Here is a 19,493-nt window from a genome sequence, read left to right as displayed (position 1 = left end):
GCGCCGCGCCGGCCGCGCCGCGGGTCAGGCCACCGCCGAGAACGGTCCGCCGAACCACAGCGCGATCGGCGCGAGCCCCGACAGCACAGCGCTCGCGACGACCACGGCGGTCGACCCGCGAGCCTCCGCACGCCGGCGCGCGACGACACCGAGCACCAGCGCCACGACGACCCCGCCCCACGGGAGGAGCGACAACGCCAGCACGAGGGGCCACAGGAAGAGCGAAGCCCCCGTCCCCGTGACGAGCACCGGCACCCACATGACCGACCAGAGCAACGCCAACGCCGTCCCGGACATGGACAGGATCGCCCCGGCGACGACGAGCGTGGGGGTGGAGTGGGGGCGGACGGCGGGTTCGTGCACGTCCGGATCGTACCGAGCGCGGCGGCTCAGGGGTGCCGGGTGCCGACGCCGGCGAGCACGGCGCGGTAGCCCTCGCGGAACGTCGGGTACCGCGGTGCCCAGCCCGTCGAGCGGAGCAGGGCGTTCGACAGGCGCTTGTCACCGGCACCCTGCCGGCCGGCAGTGCCGGCGCCGGCCTCGGCCCTCGGCGGCACCGCGACCCCGAGCTCGGCGGCGAGGAACGCGTACACGTCGTCGAGCCGAGCCGGTTCGTCGTCGGTCACGAGGTACGTCGGTGCGGGGTCGTCCAGCGTCGCGAGGTGCACCAGGGCCGCAGCCGCATCGTCCCGGTGGATCCGGTTCGTGTGCGGGGACGACCCGTCGGCCGGAGCCGACCGAGCCCCTCCGCCCCGGACCTGGTCGATGAGGCGCTCCCGCCCGGGACCGTACACACCGGACAGTCGAGCGAGCACCGCCCCCGGGGCTCGCTCGCGGAGCAGCGCCTCGGCCTCCAGCAGGACGTCCGCGGTGGGGGAACCGCCGTCCGCGGGGGTGTCCTCGGTGACCGTGCCGCCGTCGTCGACGTCGTAGACCGCGGTCGAGGACACGACGACCAGGCGCGGGCTCGCTCCGGACGCGTCGATGCCGTCCAGGACGTTCCGCAGCCCGTCGACGTACGTCGCGCGGTACTCGTCCACGTCGCGGCTCCCCGCGGCGACGGCCACGACCACCACCGCCGTGCTCGCCGGGATCTCCGGGACCGACCGGCGCAGGTCGACGCTCCGCCCGGTGAGCGGGGCCGGGACCAGCTCGCCCCGCCGCCGGAGTCCGACCACGCGGTGCCCGCCGGCGGCGAAGCGCAGGCCGGTCTCGATCCCGAGGTCGCCGCAGCCGGCGATGACGATGTCCACCGCCCCATCATGCCGAACGCCGGTGGACGATCCGCCGCTCATGCCGAACGCCGGTGGACGATCCGCCGACCATGCCGAACGCCGGTGAACGATCCGGCCCGCTGTCTCGTCGTCAGGGCATGGGACTCCGCACACGAACCAAGGTCATCATCGGCATCGCCTCCGGCGTCGTGGTCGTCGGCGCGGCCGCAGCCATCGCCGGACCGGTCATCTACGCGAACACCGTCAACGGGCAGGCCGCCGCGGCCCCCTCCGTCAGCGCCGCGCCGTCCGGCGGCTCCGGCACCCTCACCGCCGCCGAGGCCGACGGCAGCTGGACCAGCACCGGCGACTCGTTCGCGGGCTACCGCGTGCACGAGAAGCTCCAGGGGCAGGATGTGAACGTGGTCGGACGCACGAAGGACGTCGAGGGCAGCGCCGAGGTCAGCGGCGGCTCCCTCACGAAGGCGACGGTCACGGTCGAGGTCGCGAAGATCAGCACGCCCGAGTCCGCCCGCGACGCCTACTTCCGCGACACCGCACTCCAGACGGACCAGCACCCCACGGCGACGTTCACGTTGACGAAGCCCGTCGACGTGTCCGGCGCGCTCGACGGCTCGACGCAGGACGTCACGCTCACCGGCACGATGGACCTGCACGGCGTCGAGCAGCCCGTCACCGCCGACGCCCAGGTCGCCGTCGCGAAGGACGGCACCGTGCAGGTCGCCGGCAGCATCCCGATCACCTTCGAGGACTACGGCGTCGAAGCACCGTCCCTCGGCTTCGTCACGGTGGACCCGAAGGGGTCCGTCGAGTTCTCCCTCGACCTGGCGAAGTGATGGCCACGGGCCGGTCCGCCGACGAGCTGCTCGCGACGCTCTACCGGGAGCACGGCGACGCGCTCACCCGGTACGTCCGGCACCTGACGCGGGACGGCCACACGGTCGAGGACGTCGTGCAGGAGACGATGGTGCGCGCGTGGCAGCGCCCGGCCGTGCTCGAACGCGCCCCGGACAGCGCTCGGGCGTGGCTCTTCACCGTCGCCCGGAACCTCGTCGTCGACGATGCCCGGTCCGCGCGGAACCGCCGTGAGCACGGCACCGAGTCCCCCGTCGACCGGGTCGAGGCGGACCGCACCGACGCCGTCCTCGACCGCATCGTCGTCGCCGACGCCCTCGCCTCGCTCAGCCCCGACCACCGTCGGGTGGTGGTGGACGCCTACTGGCTCGGACACACGGTCCCCGAGATCGCCCGACGACACGACATCCCCGAGGGCACCGCGAAGTCGCGGCTGCACTACGGGCTGCGGGCCCTCCGGCTCGCACTGCAGGAACGAGGAGTGACGCGATGAGCGACGACCGCTACGCCGAGTGGGACGCCGCCTACGTGCTCGGTTCCCTCCCGCCGGACGAGCGGCTCGAGTACGAGCGGCACCTCGAGACGTGCGACCGCTGTGCGGCCGCCGTCGCCGAGCTGGTCGGTCTCCCGGGCCTGCTGTCCAAGCTGCCGGCCGACCAGGCGGTCGAGATCGCAGACCCGGACGGGAGGCGCGACACCGGCTCCGAGAGCACCCTCGCCTCCGTCGCGCACCGCGTCCGACACCGTCGCCGTCGCCGCCGGCTCTGGGTCGCGGCCACGGCCGCCGCCGCGGTGGTCGCCGCGGTCCTCGGCGGACTCGCGGTCGGCACCGCACGGGTGGACCCGTCCGTCCAGGCCGGCCCGGCCGCGGCGTCGGCGGACCGGTACGCGCTCGTGGGGGAGCGCGGCCTCGACGTCGACCTGTCCGTCAGCGGCGAACCGTGGGGCACCCGCTTCGACTGGGGCTGCTCCTACGGCGGGAAGTCCTGGGCCGCCGACGGGTCCGTGATGTACGACCTCGTGGTCGTGCGCGACGACGGGTCCGTGCAGACCGTGGCGTCGTGGTCGGCCGCGGGCGAGGACGCCCGGGGACTGTCCGCCTCGACCGACGTGCAGCGCGACGACATCGCCAGCGTGCAGGTACGGCTCCGCGGCGACGACCGGGTGCTCGCGGACGTCGATCTCTGACGGATCCCGATCCGGACCAATCCGGCTGGGCGAGGGTGCCGAATCACTGACATCGACCGGGGAACACCCCGGAAGCGCTCACCAGCCGCACATCGCTGGTTCTCCACCCTGCACCAGGGTGTGTTCGGCGCGCACACAGCAGCCGCGCCGAGCGCGACAACAGCAAAGGACTGATCACCATGCGCAAGAGCCTCAAGACCTCCATCACCCTCGCCACCACCGGTGCGCTCGTGCTGGGTGGTGCCGCGTTCGGCATCACCTCGGCGCAGGCCTCGACCCCGTCGGTGCACACCGTGTCGTCGTCCTCGTCGAAGATCCCCGGCCCCGTCGCGTCGGTGCCCGAGGTCCTCGGTGGCGACACCGCCGTGAAGCTCGACTCCGGCTTCACCGACGCCCTGACCGCGCTGAAGCTGACCCCGGGTGTCTCCGGTGACGCCAAGCTCGCCGACGGGTCCGTGTCGTTCCCGATCACGTCCGGTTCGGTGACGTACTGGTCGCCGGACGGTGACTACCGTCCGTACGTGCAGGGTCTGCTGAACCACGACGACTCGGGCCTGACCCTCACCGCCGGTGAGACGACGGTCACGCTGGAGAACTTCGTCGTGAACCCGGGCTCGTCCAAGCTCTACGGTGACGTGCTGGTCAACGGCAAGGTCGCGGTGAACAACGCGTACCTGTTCTCGCTGCACGGTGGCACGCTCAAGCCGCTGCAGCTCGAGGGTGACAACGCGATCCTGACCGGCACCACGGTGCACGTCTCGGGTGACGCCGCAAAGCTGCTCAACAGCACCTTCAAGACCGACGCCGTGAAGTCCGGCCTCCTCGTCGGCACCGCCACCATCACCGCCAAGATCAAGTAACACCCCCGCACGTCGCACCCCCGTCCCGGCCGTCCCGGGGCGGGGGTGTCGTCGTCTCGGTGCTCGTCGTCTCAGTCGGCGCTGTCCGGATCCGATTCGTCGGGGCCGATCGCGGCGTCGACGCGAGCACTGACGGACCGCAGCGTGTCCGCGTCGGTCCCCACGGGCCTCCAGAACAGGTCCTCGAGCGCACCGGTGTGCGCACGGATGCCGGCGAGCACCGCGCGGCGACCGTCCGGGGTCATCTCCACCCAGCTGCCCCGTCCGTCGGTGGGGCAGTCCGCGCGCTCGACGAGGCCGCGCGCCACCATGCGCGTGACCTGGTGGCTGACGCGCGACTTCTCCCAGCCGATGCCGGCCGCGATGTCGCGGACCCGCAACCGGTGGTCTGGCTCGCGGTGCAGTCCGATGAGGATCTCGAACTCGGGGATCGAGATGCCTGCGCCGTGCTGCACGGCCTGGTCGAGCGCTCGGTCGAGGCGTCGCCAGACGTCGTGGTAGGCGTCCCACGTCGCCCAGTCGTGGCCCTCGGCGCCCTCGTTCGACATGGCGTCAGCGTATCGACCTCCGGACGCTTCGACGGCATGATCATCCGCTCGGATGACTCGCCGGTGGCGCACGGCTCGCTCCGAGGTGCGGTCGGTGGCGCAGCATACGATCGGTGCATGCCGAGCGCCCGACTGCAGGACTGCACCGACGACGCCGTCGCCCTCGTGCGGCGGTGGCTGGCGGCGTCCGCGGGGACGAAGCCCGACGCGGGGGCGGTCCGCCTGGCCGAGGCCCTGCGGGACGACCGGGGGCTGGACTTCACGCGCGGTCTCGTCGACAAGGTGATCCGCCCCGAGGACCCGAGCGTCGTGGCCCGCAACCTCGAGCAGGTCAGCCGCGACGTCCCGGACTTCCTGTCCTGGTCCCTGCGCGGCGCGGTGACGCTCGGCGGCGGGTTCGCGACCATGGCTCCGTGGGCCGTGGTGCCCACGGCGCGGAAGATCCTGCGGCGGATGACCGGGCACCTGGTGGTCGACGCCACCGACGCGAAGCTCGGGCCCGCCCTCGCGAAGGTCGGCGGCCCGGGTGTGGTCGTCGACGTGAACCTGCTCGGCGAAGCCGTGCTCGGCAGCGCGGAGAGCGACCGACGGCTGCAGGCGACGATGGACCTGCTGGCGCGTGACGACGTCGACCACGTGTCGATCGGTGTGCGTTCGGTCGTGCCGCAGATGTCCGCGTGGGCGTTCGACCAGACCGTCGAACGGGTGGTGGACCGGCTCGTCCCCCTGTACCGGCTCGCCGCGTCGTCCCCGACCGCGAAGTCCGTCACGCTCGACGCCGGGGACCACCGCGACCTCGACGTCACGCTCGCTGCGTTCCGGACGCTCCTCGACCGCGACGAGTTCCTCGGGCTGGACGCCGGTGTGGTGCTGCAGGCGTACCTGCCCGACGCCGCCGGCGCACTCGATTCCCTGACCGCCTGGGCGCAGCAGCGGCGTGCCCGTGGCGGTGCGCCGATCACGGTCCGACTCGTCAAGGGCGCCTCGCTCGCGACGGAACGGGTCGACGCGATCCTGCACGGGTGGCCCCTCGCCACGTGGGGGTCGAAGCAGGAGACCGACACCGCCCACCTCCGGCTGCTCGACGCCGCCCTCACGCCGGAGCGCATCGACGCGGTCCGGATCGGGGTCGCGAGCCACAACCTCTTCACCCTCGCGACCGCGTGGACCCTCGCCGAGCGCCGCGGCGTCACCGACGGCGTGCACGTCGCGGTGCTGCTCGGGATGGCGTCCGCGTCCGCCGACGCCGTCCGTGCCGACGTCGGACGGGTGGTCGTCTCCACCCCGGTCGTGCACCCCGACCAGTTCGACGCCGCGATCCCGTACCTCGCCCGGCGGCTGCAGGAGAGCGCCAGTCCGGACGGCTTCGTCGCCGCGGCGGGCGACATCGGTCAGGACGAGAGCGTCTTCGAGCGTGAACGCGGCCGGTGGCTCGCGGCGGTCGCAGCCCTCGACGCTCCCGGTCCGGTGCCGGCCACGAACCGGACGCAGGACCGCCGTGCCCCGATCGGCGACCCCGTGCACCGCGACGCCTTCACGAACGCACCCGACACCGACCCGTCGACCGCGGCGAACCGCGAATGGGCGATCGACGTGCTCCGGCGGGTGCCGCGCTCGCAGCTCGGTGCGCAGACGATCCGCGGGTCGAAGGTCGCCGACCGGTCGAAGCTCGAGCGCATCGTCGCCCGGACGGCGCAGGCCGGGGTGAACTGGGGACGGCAGGACCCGTCCGACCGTGCCGAGCTCCTCGACCTCATCGCGCACGAGCTCGAGACGCGGCGTGCCGACCTCATCGAGGTGTCGGCGGCGGAGACGGGCACGACCTTCAGCGAGGCCGACTCCGACGTGAGCGCCGCGATCGACTCCGCCCACCACGCCGCCGACAGCGCCCGGCGGCTGGCCGTGCTCGACGGCGACGGTGCCCGGTACGTGCCGCCGCGCCTCACGGTCGTGGCGCCGACGTGGACGTCGCCCGTCGCGAACCCGGCCGAGGGCGTTTTCGCCGCACTCGCCGCGGGCAGCGGGGTCGTCCTGAAGCCCGCGCCCCAGGCGAAGCGCTCCGGGGCGGTGCTCGCCGACGTGCTCTGGGACGCCGGGGTCCCGCACTCCCTGCTCCAGCTCGTCGACCTCGACGAGGACCAGCTCGGCCGCGACCTCATCGCGCATCCAGCGGTCGACCGGATCGTCCTCACGGGCTCGGCCGACACCGCACGCTCCTTCCGCTGGTGGCGGGCCGGTCTGCCCCTCACCGGTGCGACGAGCGGCAAGAACGCGATCGTCGTCACCCCCAGCGCGGACCTCGACCTCGCCGTGCAGGACATCGTCCGGTCGGCGTTCGGTCGCGCCGGGCAGCAGTGCTCCGCGGCCTCGCTGGTGATCCTCGTGGGGGCGGTCGGCGAGAGCGAGCGCTTCCGCCGACAGCTCGTCGACGCCACCCGCACCCTGCGTGTCGCCTGGCCGGACGACCCGACGGCGCAGGTGGGGCCGCTCATCGCCGAGCCCGAGGGCACGGTGCGCGCCGGGCTCACGGAGCTCGACCCGGGGGAGTCCTGGCTGGTGCAGCCGGTCCCGCTCGACGACTCCGGCCGGCTGTGGTCGCCGGGGATCCGCGACGGTGTCCGGCCCGGCAGCGACTTCCACCAGACCGAGTACCTCGCCCCGGTCCTCGGGATCATGCGTGCCGACACCCTCGACCAGGCGATCGCGATCCAGAACGGCACCGACCACGGGCTCGCCGCCGGCCTCCACTCCCTCGACACCGACGAGGTCGCGGACTGGATCGCCGGGGTCCGCGCGGGCAACCTGTCCGTCAACCGCGGCACCACGGGCGCGATCGTCCACCGGCAGCCGTTCGGCGGGTGGAAGCGCTCGTCGGTCGGCACCGGGACGAAGCCCGGCGGCTCGATGTCCGTCACGACGCTCGGCCGGTGGGAGCCCACGCCGCGGACCGTGCACAAGAGCATCCAGCTGCACGGCCTGCCGCCGCGGGTCACCGCCGTGATCGAGGCGGCCCGCAGCGGCCTGTCGTTCGAGGAGTTCGACCAGGTGCGCGCCGGTGCACTGAACGACGTCCGCGCACGCGAGTCCGAGTTCGGCGTGGCGCACGACCCGGCCGGGCTCGTCGTCGAGCGGAACGTGGTGCGCTGGCGACCGCAGTCCGTCATCGTCCGGCAGGCCGAGGGCGCCTCGTCCGGCGACCTCGTGCGCGTGCTCGCCGCCGCGACCGCCGCCCGGGCCGACCTGCTCGTGAGCACGGCTCGGCCGCTCCCCGGACCGCTCACGCAACTGCTCGCGTCGAGCCGATCGCCGCTGCACGTCGTCGACCACCTGGTCGAGTCGGACGACGAGTTCCTCCGCCGTGCCGCCTCCGGTGACCTGTTCCGGCCGGACTGGTCCTCCGGCGACGAGGTCGAGCAGGACGCGCTCGACGCCGTGCTCGCCCAGGGGCAGGACCGCCCGGCGTACACGGCGTTCGGCGGACCCGGCGCCCGGATCCGGCTCGTGGGCGGTGACCCGCTCGCGCTCGAGGAAGCACTGGGCGCCAGCGTCGACGTGGCCATCCACGACGCCCCCGTGGTCGAGGCCGGGATCATCGAGATGCTGCCCTTCCTGCGCGAACAGACGGTGTCGATCACGGCGCACCGCTTCGGTGACCTCGACCCCGACCTCGCGGAGCTGCATGTCTGACGTCGATCGCACCCTGCACGCCGAAGGGCTGTTCAACGCCCGCGACCTGGGCGGGCTCCCGCTGCGGGACGGCGGGACGACCCCGTCCGGGCACGTGTTCCGGTCCGAGAACGTCGACCGCGTGAGCCCCGTCGGCTGGCAGGCGCTGCGCGACGCGGGGGTCCGCACGGTCGTCGACCTGCGTGCGCCGTGGGAGACCGAGAAGGACACCGGTACCCGGCCGGACTGGGTGACGACCGTCGTCATCGACCACGACGGACTCGACGCGGCTCCCGCGTTCTGGCAGGCGTACTGGGAGACCGGGCTCGTCGGTACACCCCTGTACTACGGCCCGCACCTCGCCGAGCTGCCGGAACGCACCGGCTCCGTCCTGCGTGCGATCGCCCGAGCCGAACCGGGCGGTGTCCTCTTCCACTGCGCGGGCGGACGCGACCGCACCGGGATCATCGCGCTCGTCCTGCTGTCCCTCGCCGGTGTCGAACCCGAGGCGATCGTCGCCGACCACCTCGTCACGGTCGACAACGCCCCGGCGCTGCTCGCCTCGATCGGGGTCCCCTCGAACGAGGCGAAGATCGAGGCGCTGTGCGCCGAGCACGGCACCACGGTCGAGGGGGCGTTCCGCGCGGCCCTCGCCGCGTTCGACGTGGACCGGTTCGTCGAGCGTGCCGGTCTCGACGCGGACGACCTGGAGGCGCTGCGCACCTTCCGCGCGGACGTCGCCTGACCGACGGGGACCGTCCGCGGACGCGCGCGGTGGCGTCCGGCGGGGCTCAGTCCTCGGTGTCGCCGGCTTCCTCGTCCACGACGCCGGTCTCGTCCATCCGGTCACGGAGGTGGTCGGCCATCGCTCCGGCGCCCTCGCCGGCGTGGTCGTGGTCGACCTGCTCGATGAGGCCGTGCAGCTTCTCGTGGTTCGTCGCCTCGGTGGCGCCGTCCATGACGGGCTCGGTCTGTTCGTTGTCGCTCATGGCACGGACGCTACGCCGCGGCTGGTGGGCGTCAGGCGTCGGTGCGCGCATCCTGGCCGACGGAGTGCGGGTCCGTGTCACCGGCCGCCGGTGCCGACCGGTAGTGCAGTTCGACCGCGCCGCCCACGAACGGCGTCGTGCCGACCAGTTCGAACACCGGCGTGGGCGCGGCCACCGGCAGCAGGGGCGCACCGGCGCCGAGCGCGATCGGCATCACGGTGACCCGGAGCTCGTCGAGCAGCCCGGCCTGCTGGTACTGCGCCGCGAGGAGGCCGCCGCCGACGACCCACACGTCGCGTTCGCCCGCCGCTCGCTCGAGGACCGACTGGTGGTCCGCGACCGATCCCGAGACGAAGTGCACCTCGGCGCCGTCCGGCACGGGCAGCTCGCGCGTGGTGAACACCCAGGTCGGCAGGTCCGGGTACGCCCAGGTGTCGTCGTGGGCGAGCAGCCACTCGTACGTGGTCGACCCCATCACGATGGCGCCGACGCCCGCGAAGAAGCGGTCGTAGTGTTCCTGGAACGGCTCGAAGCCGAACTGCAGCAGCCAGTCGAGGTCGTCGCCGGGCGCGGCGACGAACCCGTCCAGCGAGGACGCGACGGAGTAGGTCGTGCTCATGCCCGGGACGCTACCGAGCACCTCCGACAGCACGTCGTCCGCTGCCGACGGCCGCGCACTCGGCGATCACCAGCACCAGGGAGATCCCGAGCTGTCCGAGGGCGAACCGGCGCCGCCGACGGTCCGCGACGGCCAGCGGCACCATCGTCAGGCCGTGGAGGGTGTCCACGACCGCGCTGAGCGTGTGTGCGTCGGGCGTCCCGGCGCGACCGACCAGCCCCGCCTGGGCGAGTTGCCGCGCCGCGAGCACGACGTCCAGCACCGGCTGCCCACCGCCCCGTGCGGCCCGGACCGCGTGCCCGATCCCCACGGCGGCCCGGACGGCCTCGACGCCGGATCCCGACGTCATCGTCGTCGTCCGGCCGCCACCGCCACGGCTCCCGCCGCACCGGCCAGCACCGCGCCGACGATCCCGTTCCCGAGCCGGCGGTGTTCCACCCACCAGGTCTGCGGCGACCAGGCGTGCGCGGTGTCGTCGAACACCCCGTGCGCCCCGTGGTCCCCTGGAACCGGTTCGTAGAGGTTCACGCCGATCGCCGAGCCATCCTTCTCGGGGTCCTGCTGCCCGGACACCAGCGTCTTCGCGGCGTACCAGTCGGCGAACCGCCCGCTGATGCGGTTGCCGAGGATGGTGTAGACCGTCGACTCCCCGACCCAGGTGCGGCGGCGGGGCCGCTCGGCCACGGCAGCGATCGCCCGTGCGCCGACCTCCGGCTGGTAGATCGGTGCGACCGGCTGGGGCTGGTGCGGCAGCTTCGACTTCACCCACTGGAACTGGATGGTGTTGAGCGCGGGCATGTCGACGCGGGAGACCTGCACCTTGCTGCCCTGCTCGAGGAGCTCGGAGACGACCGACTCGGTGAACCCGACGATCGCGTGCTTCGCCCCGCAGTACGCGGCCTGCAGCGGGATGCCCCGGAAGCCGAGGGCCGAACCGACCTGGACGACCTGCCCGCGGTCGCGCGGGACCATCCGGGACAGCGCTGCCCGGGTGCCGTTCACGAAGCCGAGGTAGGTCACGTGCAGTGCGCGCTCGAAGTCCTCGGGTGCGGTGTCCATGAACCGTCCGAACACGCCGACCATCACGCCGTTGACCCAGAGGTCGATCGGCCCGAGCTCCTGTTCGACGCGGTCCGCGGCTGCCTCGACGGCCTCCCGGTCGGACACGTCCGCGACCAGCGCCAGCCCTCGTCGTCCGGCCGCCTCGACCTCGGCGACCGCGGCCTCGACCCCGTCCCGCCCCCGCGCGAGCACGGCGACGTCCCATCCCCGTGCGGCGAGCTCCCGCACCGTCGCCCGTCCCAGTCCTGCGGAACCACCGGTCACCACTGCCACTCGAGTCATGGCTCCCTTGTACTTGCGGTCGACCGTGCACCACTCAGCCGCTGTCCCCCGGCGCGACGAGGGCCGCACCGACCGGCCATGATGGCGGTGTGGACCCAAGAGACGACTCCGTGCCGACCGGGCCGGACACGGATCCGGAGCCGCGCTGGGTCCGACGGACGCCGATCCTCCCTGAACAGTGGTGGGGGCCTCCGGGGGCACAGGTGGTCGGCGCGTTGGCCGTCCTGGCGATCGGCATCTGGCTGCAGCGCGCGGCGCTGCCCGTGGCGATCGTCGTCAGCGTGGTCGTGCTGGCCGGCGCGGTCGTGCTCGCAGCCGTCGGACGGCGGGCGTACTGGTACCCGAGTCGGGCAGCCGCGCGGCGCCTGCACCGCACGCGCGTCGCCGCGTGGGGCGCTGCCGGGGTCTGCCTGGCGGTGTTCGCGCTCGCGGTGGGGGCACAGGTCCTCCTGTTCGGGCTGGGGGCCGTCGAGATCGGCCTCCGGTCCGCGCGACGGTTCGAGCCGACGCGGTTCGAGCTGCGGGGCCGTTCCGTGGCGGTCGCCGGTGTCGCGGTGGCCTCGACCGTGTTCGCGGTCGTGGCGTTGACGGTCCCGGCCGTCGACCAGACGTACTCGTCGCGGTGGGTCGGGTGGAGCATCGTGATCGTCCCGCTCACCGTCATCCTCGCGGTGCTGCACTGGCGGGCTGCATCGAAGGCCACCGACATCGAGTGACTGCTTTGTCCGACTCTCCGGGCCCCAGTCACGATTGTGGATATACATAACAAAATGTAGAATATTGAGATGCACGCAACCCGCTTCGTCCAGCAGCACGAGCGATGGGCGCTCGCTGCCGCGTTCGTCCTCGTCCATGCCATCGTCATCATGCTCGGCATCAAGGAGGGACTCGCCTTCTACGATCTCGAGGTCTACCAACGATGGCTCGGCAGTGCTCACGATCTCGGATCGCTTCCCGCGATCGGTTCGGACTGGGTGTACCCGGTCGTGGCGCTCGTGCCCATGCTCCTGGCGTCGCTCGGCGGTGGTGGGGTGGGCTTCGTCGCGATGTGGCTCGTCGTGGTGGTCGCGCTCCACGCAGCGGTCCTCGTCGCGCTGTGGCGGTTCCGTGTCGTGGGCTACTCACTCGCGTGGGGGTGGCTGCTCGCCCTCGCCCTGCTCGGCCCGATCGCCCTCGGTCGGATCGACGCCGTGACCGCCGCCCTGGGTCTGGTGGGTGTCGCCGTCATCGGGCGGCATCCTGCGATCGCCTCGGCACTCTTCACCGTCGGCGTCTGGGTGAAGGTGTGGCCGGCGGCCCTCCTCGCCGCGCTCGTCATCGCGGACCGTCGGCGGAAGGCCATCGCGATCACTGCCGTGATCGTGTCCACCGTCATCGTGGTCCTCCAGACAGTCCTCGGCGGTGGCCGTCACGTCCTCGGTTTCGCCGGCGTCCAGGTGGAGCGCGGCCTGCAGATCGAGGCGCCGCTCGCCGTCTTCCACATGTGGCAGGGTGCATTCGGAGTGGGGGACGCGACGATCCACCACGACCGCGCAATCGGGACGTGGCAGGTCAGCGGCACCGGGGCCGACTCGCTCGCATCGGCCTCGACGCCGCTCATGCTCGTCATCGTGGTGGCCGCGGTCCTGCTGGCTGCGATCGCTGTGCGCCGACTCGGTTCGGACGCGAGGATCGCGCCCGTCCTCGCCACGGTGGTCGTGTCCGGCCTCCTGTTGACGAACAAGGTCGGGTCACCGCAGTTCACGATCTGGCTCTTCGTGCCGGCCGCGTGGCTCTGCATCACCTGGCTCGGCCGACACCTCGCGGTTCCGGTCGTGTCGATCCTGGTCTGTGCGTTCTCCACCCACGTGGTCGTCTGGGGCTACCGCTTCATCCTCGAGGTGTCACCGTGGATGGTCGGGGTCCTCACCGTCCGGGACGTGTCGATCGCGTGTGTCTGTGCGTGGGGGTTCCTCCAGCTCGGCCGCTTGGCCCGGCGATCGGCTGCGGCCGAGAAGGCCGGTTCCTCGGCGGACCGCAGGTTGACCGCTCACGTCTGAGCAGGGCGTTCCTCAGCGCCCCAGACCGAAGCGCGTCGTGACCCCGGGCGAGTAGAGCACCGAGTCCGGTTCGAGCGAGGCCAGGCCGAACGGGAGTCCGGCCGCACCGATCAGGTCGTCTCGCAGCGACACGACCGAGGCCCGGTGGAGCGGCCACGGCTCGTGCTCGTTCGGCCAGAACCGGGTCCGGCCGGCTCGGTGCACGTGCATGCCCCACCGTGCGGTCAGGAAGGTCTCGAGGGCCGTCGGCTCGGTCACCTCCGCACCGACCCGCACTTCGACGAGGGACCGCAGGTGCGTCCCGTGTCGTCGCATCGCGTACCCGACGCGGCCGTCGCCGTTCCGCGTCTCGGCATCGGCCCACCAGTACGGCAGACCGGTCGCGACGCGCGCGCCGATCGTCGGCAGGAGCTTGCCGGCGTCGAGCGACAGGAACACCACACCGTGCCGCCCTTCGTCGTCGATCGTGTAGACGCGGACGTTCACCTCGACGAAGTCCCCGATCCTCCCCGTCGAGATCGGCGGGAACCGGGTGTCCTCGAACCGGAACGCGATGAGGCCGACCCACGTGGTCGCCCCGTCGTCGGTGCCGTCCGCAGTGAGGGTGTCCGGCCGGGTCCCGGCGGGGAGCAGTGGCGCCACCGCCGAGACGTCGACGCGCCAGTGCACGAAGACGACGTCGAGCCAGTCCTGCGAGATCCAGGGGCGTCCGTTCAGTCCGGGGGCGACGGCCTGGAGGCGCGGTTCGCCCCCGGCGGGCACGGCCGCGGTCACGAGGTGGTCGCCTCCGGGGCGATGTGCCCCGCCACGGGCGCGTCGTCCCACCCCTGCTGCGGGGTGTCGCAGGTCCCGCGGAACACGTACTGCGACGGCCGCTTGCGCTCGCTCGACGTCCAGTCGATCGCGGGACGCCGGCGTTCGGGCGGCAGGTAGCCGATCCGGTAGACGGCCATCAGCTCGAGCGACTCGGGGACGTGGAGCAGTCCCTCGATCTCCTCCCACGCCCCGGGGGTCTCCATCGGGAAGGACACGAACTGGATGCCGAGGCCGAGCTCGGTGGTGGCGAGCCAGATGTTCTCCATCGCCGCACCCATGCTGAACACCGAGTAGAAGCCCGAGAGCTCCTCCTTCCGGTACTCGTGCCGGTCGAGCAGCACGCCGAGCAGCAGCGGCGACCCGGCGACGAGCTTCCGGTTCTCCTCACCGAGGGTGTGCGGCACCCGCAGTGTGTTCATGAGCAGCTGCCCGCGCTTCGTGAACACCTGCTTCGTGAAGGGCTTGAGCGGTCCGGGGAGCTTGTCGAACAGCATGCCGTCACGCCGCTCGTCCATCTCGGCCTGGGAGAACCGGAAGTACGGCTTGTACCGCTCGAAGAACGTCCCCTCGGCCATGGTCCGGGTCATCGACGAGCCGCTGATCTCGGCGACGCGGTCGATCGTGTCGCGCTCCTCGACGAGGACGAACCGCCACGGCTGGCTGTTGAGCTGCGACGGTGCCCGGCCGGCCAGCTCCATGAGCAGCCGTTGGTGCTCGGGCGACACGGGGTCGGGGAGGAACGGTCCGTTGGTGGTCCGCCGGCGTCTGATCGCCTCGAAGAGCTCCACTGCTCACCTCTCTGCTCGGCGGCCCGCGAGCAGCGCCCCCAGGTAGGACGGCGCCGCGGCGACCGCGACTTGCCAGTGTGCTCCGGAGCGCGGGTTCGTGCGTGGTGCGACCGCGAGCGGCACGAGCGCCGGGAGCAGGAAGAGCGCCGATCGGCTTCGCGTCCAGACCGGGGTGGTCGCCGCGACACCGGTCAGCGTGGCGGTCACGACGAACAGGCCGTGGTGGACGACGCGCAGCTTCCTCGTCCGGATGAGCCGCACGGCGACGGCGGTGCCCCAGGCGCAGTTCGCGACGTAGGCGACGCTCGCAGCGGTGACCAGACGGCGGGCCGTGCGCGAACCCGTGGGAGGCGATCCGCGCCTCCCGGCCCACATCCGTCGCATGTGCGGGACGTTACGCGGTCTCGCGACTGACCAGCTTGGAGAGCACGATCGCGGACCGCGTGTGGTCCACCTGGGGTGCCAGGCGGACCTTGTCGAGGGCTTCCTCGAGCGCGGAGAGGTCCTTCGAGCGCATGTGCACGACGGCGTCGGCGCTGCCCGTGACGGTGCCGGCGTCGATGACCTCCGGCACACTGTCGAGCAGGGTGCGGAGCTCGTCGGGGGAGACCGTGCCGCGGCAGTAGAGCTCCACCCAGGCCTCGGTGCCGCGGTCCTCGACGGCGGGGTCGACCTTGATCGTGAAGCCCTGGATCACGCCGTCGCCCACCAGCCGGTCGACGCGACGCTTCACGGCGGAGGCCGAGAGTCCGACCACCGACCCGATGTCGCCGTAGCCGGCGCGGGCGTTCTCCCGGAGTTGATCCAGGATGCGGTGGTCGAGCGAATCCATTGCACCCATGGTACGCGGACTTCTTGCACGCCCGGTGGGTTCTGCGCACGAAACGTGCGTCACCCGAACGGGTGCCACGGCGCTTCGCTCCCGGTACTGCACTTGCCGGACGGTCTGTGTCAGGATCGACGTGGCGTCGACCTGGTCCGCTACGGCGAGTGAGCCTGCATCTCGCCGGAGCACATCTCCTTCGTTCCGTTTCGGTTCCTGGCAGGCTCGGGCCCCGGTCCCTTCTCAGGAGGACTGATGTCGAACACCGCACCCTCGACCACCGATGCACCGGCCCGTACCGCCACCAAGCGGACGATCCTGATGTGCAAGCCGACGCACTACACGGTCAGCTACCGGATCAACCCGTGGATGCACCCCGAGGACCCGACCGACACGTCGAAGGCCGTCGAGCAGTGGCAGTCCCTCGTGGACGTCTACGAGCAGCTCGGCTTCGACATCTCGTACATCGAGCCGATCGAGGGCCTGCCGGACATGGTCTACGCGGCCAACGGCGGGTTCGTGCTCGACGGCGTCGCGTACGGCGCGAAGTTCCAGTACCCCGAGCGTCAGCCCGAGGGTCCGGCGTACATGGACTGGTTCCGCAGCGCGGGCCTGACCGTCGCCGAGCCCGAGGAGACGAACGAGGGCGAGGGCGACTTCCTGCTCATCGGGAACACCATCTTCGCCGGCACGGGCTTCCGCTCGGACAGCACCTCGCACGAGGAGCTCGCGCGGATCTACGGCCGCGAGGTCGTCACCCTGAAGCTCATCAACCCGAACTTCTACCACCTCGACACGGCGATCGCGGTCCTCGACCCGGAGCCCGCCGCGGACGGCACGTCGAACATCGCCTACCTCGAGAGCGCCTTCGACGAGCCGTCGCTGGCGATCCTGCGCGAGCGCTTCCCGGACGCGATCATCGCCACCGAGGAGGACGCCGCGATCCTCGGCCTGAACTCCTACTCCGACGGGTACAACGTCGTGATCGCCTCGCGCGCCACCACGTTCGCGTCGCAGCTCCGCGAGAAGGGCTACAACCCGATCGGCGTCGACCTGTCCGAGCTGCTGCTCGGCGGCGGCGGCGTGAAGTGCTGCACGCTCGACCTGCACCCCGTCGGCACCGGCACCTCGGTCGCGCGATGACGGCCTCGTCGCTCGGTTCGCGGACCGCTGCGGCGCTCGCCGTCGAGGAACGCTCCCTCGCCCACAACTACAGCCCGCTGCCCGTCGTCATCGCATCGGGCGACGGCGCGTGGGTCACGGACGTCGACGGCAAGCGCTACCTGGACGGCCTCGCCGCCTACTCCGCCGTGAACTTCGGTCACGGCAACCCGCGGCTGCTCGACGCCGCGCGGGCGCAGCTCGACCGGGTCACGCTGACCTCGCGCGCGTTCGTGAACGACCAGCTCGGGCCGTTCGCCTCGGCGCTCGCCGCGTTGACCGAGACCGACATGGTCCTGCCGATGAACACCGGTGCCGAGGCGGTGGAGTCCGCGATCAAGGTCTCCCGTGCCTGGGGCTACCGCGTCAAGGGCGTCCCCGCCGAGTGCGCCACGATCATCGTCGCCTCGGGGAACTTCCACGGTCGCACCACGACGATCATCTCGTTCTCGGACGACCCGTCGGCGCACGACGACTTCGGGCCGTTCACGCCCGGTTTCCGCACCGTGCCCTACGGCGATGCCGCTGCCCTGCGCGAGGCGATGGACGAGACCGTCGTCGCGGTGCTGCTCGAGCCGATCCAGGGCGAGGGCGGGGTCGTCATCCCGCCTCCGTCCTACCTGCCGGACGTCCGGGCGATCTGCGACGAGTTCGGCGCACTCCTCGTCGCTGACGAGATCCAGTCCGGGCTCGGTCGCACCGGCCACACCCTCGCCGTGCAGCGCGTCGGGGTCCGCCCGGACCTCATCACGCTCGGCAAGGCGCTCGGCGGCGGGATCGTCCCCGTGTCCGCCGTGGTCGGTCGGCGTGACGTGCTGGGCGTCCTGCGTCCGGGCGAGCACGGGTCGACCTTCGGCGGGAACCCGCTCGCGGCGGCCGTCGGCTCCGAGGTCGTGGCGATGCTCGACGAGGGCACGTTCCAGCAGCGGGCGCTCGAGGGTGAACCGCTGCTCCGCGGGCTGCTCGACGACCTGGTCGGCTCCGGGGTCGTCTCGCACCGGGTCGCCGGGCTCTGGGCGGGGATCGACATCGACCCCGCGCTCGGTACGGGCAAGCAGATCGCGCAGGACCTCGCCGACCGTGGGGTGCTCGTGAAGGACACGCACGGGTCGACGATCCGCTTCGCGCCGCCGCTCGTCGTGACCGACGACGAGGTGCGCCTGGCGATCGGCGCCCTCGCCGAGGTGTTGCGCGCGCGAGCCTGAGCTCCGCGCTCGCTTCTGAACTCCGCGCTCACTTCGTGAGCAGAAATGGTCGGGTGCCCTCGGGCGACCCGACCATTTCTGCTCACCCAACGCGGCGGCGCCGGGCGCAGCGCGCCGCAGCGCGCCGCGGCTCACACCGCCCAGCGCGCCGCCAGCTCGTCCATCAGGGCGTCGAGCCGCTCGTCGACGACCTGCGCGTCGGGGTTCGCCTCGTACCAGGCGATGACCTCGCGCACGCCCTGCCGGTAGGGCGTCCGCGGCCGGTACCACGGCACGAGCGACCGCACCTTGCTGTTGTCGAACACCGAACTGTTCGCCTTGTCGCCGAGGAGCGCCGCACCCCACTCGGGGTCAACGGCGTTGATCGCATCCGCCGGCACGTGCACGATCCGCAGGTCTTCGACGCCTGCTGCCGCGGCGATCTCGTGCGCGATCTGGTTCCAGGTCGGCGCCTCGTCGCTCGTGATCGTGAACGCCTCGCCGATCGCCTCGGCGCGGTCGAGCAGCCCCGTGAACCCGACCGCGAAGTCCCGGCTGTGGGTGATCGTCCACAGCGAGCTGCCGTCGCCCGTGATGATGATCGGCTTGCCGGCCCGCATCCGTGCGACCGCGGTCCAGCCGCCCGTCAGCGGGAGCTTCGTCTCGTCGTAGGTGTGCGACGGCCGGATGATCGTCACCGGGAAGTCCTGCTCCCGGTACGCCGTCATCAGCAGCTCCTCGCACGCGATCTTGTCCCGCGAGTACTGCCAGTACGGGTTCTTCAGTGGCGTCGACTCCGTGATCGGCAGGTGCGTCGCCGGGGTCTGGTACGCCGAGGCGGAACTGATGAACACGTACTGCCTGGTCCGCCCGGCGAAGAAGTCGACGTCGGCCTGCACCTGGTCCGGCGTGAAGGCGATCCAGTTCACGACGACGTCCCAGTGGCGGTCGCCGACCACCTCCGCCAGGGCGCTCCGGTCCGAGACGTCGGCCTGGAGGCGCGTCACACCCTCCGGGATCGGCCTGCCCCCGGTGGTCCCCCGGTTGAGCACGGTGACGTCGAACCCCTGCTCGACGGCTTCGCGGACACAGGAGGCGCTGATCACCCCGCTGCCGCCGATGAACAGCACGCTGGCTCCCGACATGGACGCTCCTTCGCTCCCGGCGGTGCACCACTGCACCGCAACCCTTCCGATCCTGCACCTACCCGTCGGGACGGGCGCGGAGCACGGCTCGGAGCGAGGTGGTGTCCGCCGCCCACACCGCCGCCTGCGCGGCCTGCGCGGCCTGCTACCGTTGTCCACGAAGACCCCGGAACGATCACTGGCCCAGGCCACATCGCCGGGGTTTCGTCTTTGCCCGTCGCTCCTGAAACATC

Annotated in this window: 22 protein-coding genes; 10 read left to right on the top strand and 12 right to left on the bottom strand. The window is 72.1% G+C overall.

Annotated elements, in window-relative coordinates:
* Positions 1-24 precede the first annotated feature (24 nt).
* Together HWD93_RS04015 and HWD93_RS04010 are read right to left on the bottom strand one after the other, a co-directional pair.
* Complete coding sequence (locus HWD93_RS04015; protein WP_071294334.1) at positions 25-363, bottom strand: hypothetical protein; 339 nt, start codon at positions 361-363, stop codon at positions 25-27.
* A gap of 26 nt (positions 364-389) precedes the next feature.
* Positions 390-1,253 (bottom strand): NAD-dependent epimerase/dehydratase family protein, encoded by an 864-nt coding sequence (locus HWD93_RS04010; RefSeq protein ID WP_261646104.1) that lies wholly within the window; start codon positions 1,251-1,253, stop codon positions 390-392.
* Between the two features lie 71 nt (positions 1,254-1,324).
* Here HWD93_RS04010 and HWD93_RS04005 point away from each other — a divergent pair, with 71 nt between their 5' ends.
* From HWD93_RS04005 to HWD93_RS03990, 4 genes are all read left to right on the top strand, one after another.
* Positions 1,325-2,071, top strand: a complete 747-nt coding sequence (locus tag HWD93_RS04005; protein ID WP_229084570.1) for a YceI family protein — start codon at positions 1,325-1,327, stop codon at positions 2,069-2,071.
* Positions 2,071-2,583: a sigma-70 family RNA polymerase sigma factor gene (locus HWD93_RS04000; protein ID WP_071294337.1), complete on the top strand. Its 513-nt coding sequence runs from the start codon at positions 2,071-2,073 to the stop codon at positions 2,581-2,583. Before HWD93_RS04005 ends, HWD93_RS04000 begins: the two co-directional genes overlap by 1 nt.
* A complete protein-coding gene (locus HWD93_RS03995) occupies positions 2,580-3,278 on the top strand; it encodes an anti-sigma factor (RefSeq protein ID WP_261646103.1) in 699 nt (232 codons plus the stop codon). Before HWD93_RS04000 ends, HWD93_RS03995 begins: the two co-directional genes overlap by 4 nt.
* 179 nt (positions 3,279-3,457) lie before the next feature.
* Entirely contained in the window at positions 3,458-4,138 is a 681-nt protein-coding gene (locus tag HWD93_RS03990) for a hypothetical protein (RefSeq protein ID WP_070417182.1), read from the top strand.
* A 71-nt stretch (positions 4,139-4,209) separates the two neighbouring features.
* Here the strand turns inward: HWD93_RS03990 and HWD93_RS03985 are convergent, their stop codons facing one another.
* Positions 4,210-4,686 (bottom strand): MarR family winged helix-turn-helix transcriptional regulator, encoded by a 477-nt coding sequence (locus tag HWD93_RS03985; RefSeq protein ID WP_070417344.1) that lies wholly within the window; start codon positions 4,684-4,686, stop codon positions 4,210-4,212.
* Positions 4,687-4,803: 117 nt separating this feature from the next.
* Between HWD93_RS03985 and HWD93_RS03980 the strand changes: the two genes are divergently transcribed.
* On the top strand, positions 4,804-8,373 hold the full coding sequence (locus HWD93_RS03980; protein ID WP_261646102.1) for a bifunctional proline dehydrogenase/L-glutamate gamma-semialdehyde dehydrogenase: 3,570 nt from the start codon (positions 4,804-4,806) through the stop codon (positions 8,371-8,373).
* Positions 8,366-9,097, top strand: a complete 732-nt coding sequence (locus HWD93_RS03975; RefSeq protein WP_261646101.1) for a tyrosine-protein phosphatase — start codon at positions 8,366-8,368, stop codon at positions 9,095-9,097. Before HWD93_RS03980 ends, HWD93_RS03975 begins: the two co-directional genes overlap by 8 nt.
* 46 nt (positions 9,098-9,143) lie before the next feature.
* Here the strand turns inward: HWD93_RS03975 and HWD93_RS03970 are convergent, their stop codons facing one another.
* From HWD93_RS03970 to HWD93_RS03955, 4 genes are read right to left on the bottom strand one after another with little or no spacing between them, the layout of a single operon-like run.
* Positions 9,144-9,341 carry a hypothetical protein gene (locus HWD93_RS03970; protein ID WP_070417343.1) on the bottom strand — a complete coding sequence of 66 codons (198 nt, stop codon included), beginning with the start codon at positions 9,339-9,341 and terminating at the stop codon, positions 9,144-9,146.
* A gap of 31 nt (positions 9,342-9,372) precedes the next feature.
* Positions 9,373-9,960 carry a dihydrofolate reductase family protein gene (locus HWD93_RS03965; protein WP_261646100.1) on the bottom strand — a complete coding sequence of 196 codons (588 nt, stop codon included), beginning with the start codon at positions 9,958-9,960 and terminating at the stop codon, positions 9,373-9,375.
* Between the two features lie 10 nt (positions 9,961-9,970).
* Complete coding sequence (locus HWD93_RS03960) at positions 9,971-10,309, bottom strand: hypothetical protein (protein WP_261646099.1); 339 nt, start codon at positions 10,307-10,309, stop codon at positions 9,971-9,973.
* Positions 10,306-11,304 carry an SDR family oxidoreductase gene (locus tag HWD93_RS03955; protein ID WP_261646098.1) on the bottom strand — a complete coding sequence of 333 codons (999 nt, stop codon included), beginning with the start codon at positions 11,302-11,304 and terminating at the stop codon, positions 10,306-10,308. The genes HWD93_RS03960 and HWD93_RS03955 overlap by 4 nt, the downstream gene beginning before the upstream one ends.
* A gap of 89 nt (positions 11,305-11,393) precedes the next feature.
* Here HWD93_RS03955 and HWD93_RS03950 point away from each other — a divergent pair, with 89 nt between their 5' ends.
* Positions 11,394-12,020: a hypothetical protein gene (locus tag HWD93_RS03950; protein WP_261646097.1), complete on the top strand. Its 627-nt coding sequence runs from the start codon at positions 11,394-11,396 to the stop codon at positions 12,018-12,020.
* A gap of 69 nt (positions 12,021-12,089) precedes the next feature.
* On the top strand, positions 12,090-13,343 hold the full coding sequence (locus HWD93_RS03945) for a glycosyltransferase 87 family protein (RefSeq protein ID WP_261646096.1): 1,254 nt from the start codon (positions 12,090-12,092) through the stop codon (positions 13,341-13,343).
* Between the two features lie 12 nt (positions 13,344-13,355).
* Here the strand turns inward: HWD93_RS03945 and HWD93_RS03940 are convergent, their stop codons facing one another.
* From HWD93_RS03940 to HWD93_RS03925, 4 genes are read right to left on the bottom strand one after another with little or no spacing between them, the layout of a single operon-like run.
* Complete coding sequence (locus HWD93_RS03940) at positions 13,356-14,117, bottom strand: DUF2071 domain-containing protein (protein WP_261646095.1); 762 nt, start codon at positions 14,115-14,117, stop codon at positions 13,356-13,358.
* On the bottom strand, positions 14,114-14,947 hold the full coding sequence (locus tag HWD93_RS03935; RefSeq protein WP_071296505.1) for a nitroreductase family protein: 834 nt from the start codon (positions 14,945-14,947) through the stop codon (positions 14,114-14,116). The genes HWD93_RS03940 and HWD93_RS03935 overlap by 4 nt, the downstream gene beginning before the upstream one ends.
* Positions 14,948-14,950: 3 nt before the next feature.
* Positions 14,951-15,331, bottom strand: coding sequence for a hypothetical protein (locus HWD93_RS03930; RefSeq protein ID WP_261646094.1), 381 nt, complete (start codon positions 15,329-15,331; stop codon positions 14,951-14,953).
* A 10-nt stretch (positions 15,332-15,341) separates the two neighbouring features.
* On the bottom strand, positions 15,342-15,779 hold the full coding sequence (locus HWD93_RS03925) for an Lrp/AsnC family transcriptional regulator (protein ID WP_070417337.1): 438 nt from the start codon (positions 15,777-15,779) through the stop codon (positions 15,342-15,344).
* A gap of 246 nt (positions 15,780-16,025) precedes the next feature.
* Here HWD93_RS03925 and ddaH point away from each other — a divergent pair, with 246 nt between their 5' ends.
* Positions 16,026-16,913, top strand: a complete 888-nt coding sequence (ddaH, locus tag HWD93_RS03920; protein WP_261646093.1) for a dimethylargininase — start codon at positions 16,026-16,028, stop codon at positions 16,911-16,913.
* Entirely contained in the window at positions 16,910-18,136 is a 1,227-nt protein-coding gene (rocD, locus tag HWD93_RS03915) for an ornithine--oxo-acid transaminase (protein WP_261646092.1), read from the top strand. Before ddaH ends, rocD begins: the two co-directional genes overlap by 4 nt.
* 131 nt (positions 18,137-18,267) lie before the next feature.
* Here rocD and HWD93_RS03910 read toward each other — a convergent pair whose 3' ends face one another.
* Positions 18,268-19,260: an SDR family oxidoreductase gene (locus tag HWD93_RS03910; RefSeq protein WP_261646091.1), complete on the bottom strand. Its 993-nt coding sequence runs from the start codon at positions 19,258-19,260 to the stop codon at positions 18,268-18,270.
* Between the last annotated feature and the right edge of the window lie 233 nt (positions 19,261-19,493).

Source organism: Curtobacterium sp. C2H10, assembly GCF_025407985.1.
Taxonomy (GTDB): Bacteria; Actinomycetota; Actinomycetes; order Actinomycetales; family Microbacteriaceae; genus Curtobacterium.
The sequence above is the reverse complement of the archived record's forward strand: the minus strand, read 5'-3'. Positions and strand labels throughout refer to the sequence as shown.

Excerpts from the sequence above, each read along its gene's own strand:
- HWD93_RS04005 (WP_229084570.1), top strand. The coding sequence starts at position 1,325 with ATGCCGAACGCCGGTGAACGATCCGGCCCGCTGTCTCGTCGTCAGGGC.
- HWD93_RS04000 (WP_071294337.1), top strand. The coding sequence starts at position 2,071 with ATGGCCACGGGCCGGTCCGCCGACGAGCTGCTCGCGACGCTCTACCGG.
- HWD93_RS03995 (WP_261646103.1), top strand. The coding sequence starts at position 2,580 with ATGAGCGACGACCGCTACGCCGAGTGGGACGCCGCCTACGTGCTCGGT.
- HWD93_RS03990 (WP_070417182.1), top strand. The coding sequence starts at position 3,458 with ATGCGCAAGAGCCTCAAGACCTCCATCACCCTCGCCACCACCGGTGCG.
- HWD93_RS03985 (WP_070417344.1), bottom strand. The coding sequence starts at position 4,686 with ATGTCGAACGAGGGCGCCGAGGGCCACGACTGGGCGACGTGGGACGCC.
- HWD93_RS03980 (WP_261646102.1), top strand. The coding sequence starts at position 4,804 with ATGCCGAGCGCCCGACTGCAGGACTGCACCGACGACGCCGTCGCCCTC.
- HWD93_RS03975 (WP_261646101.1), top strand. The coding sequence starts at position 8,366 with ATGTCTGACGTCGATCGCACCCTGCACGCCGAAGGGCTGTTCAACGCC.
- HWD93_RS03970 (WP_070417343.1), bottom strand. The coding sequence starts at position 9,341 with ATGAGCGACAACGAACAGACCGAGCCCGTCATGGACGGCGCCACCGAG.
- HWD93_RS03965 (WP_261646100.1), bottom strand. The coding sequence starts at position 9,960 with ATGAGCACGACCTACTCCGTCGCGTCCTCGCTGGACGGGTTCGTCGCC.
- HWD93_RS03960 (WP_261646099.1), bottom strand. The coding sequence starts at position 10,309 with ATGACGTCGGGATCCGGCGTCGAGGCCGTCCGGGCCGCCGTGGGGATC.
- HWD93_RS03955 (WP_261646098.1), bottom strand. The coding sequence starts at position 11,304 with ATGACTCGAGTGGCAGTGGTGACCGGTGGTTCCGCAGGACTGGGACGG.
- HWD93_RS03945 (WP_261646096.1), top strand. The coding sequence starts at position 12,090 with ATGCACGCAACCCGCTTCGTCCAGCAGCACGAGCGATGGGCGCTCGCT.
- HWD93_RS03930 (WP_261646094.1), bottom strand. The coding sequence starts at position 15,331 with ATGCGACGGATGTGGGCCGGGAGGCGCGGATCGCCTCCCACGGGTTCG.
- HWD93_RS03925 (WP_070417337.1), bottom strand. The coding sequence starts at position 15,779 with ATGGATTCGCTCGACCACCGCATCCTGGATCAACTCCGGGAGAACGCC.
- ddaH (WP_261646093.1), top strand. The coding sequence starts at position 16,026 with ATGTCGAACACCGCACCCTCGACCACCGATGCACCGGCCCGTACCGCC.
- rocD (WP_261646092.1), top strand. The coding sequence starts at position 16,910 with ATGACGGCCTCGTCGCTCGGTTCGCGGACCGCTGCGGCGCTCGCCGTC.
- HWD93_RS03910 (WP_261646091.1), bottom strand. The coding sequence starts at position 19,260 with ATGTCGGGAGCCAGCGTGCTGTTCATCGGCGGCAGCGGGGTGATCAGC.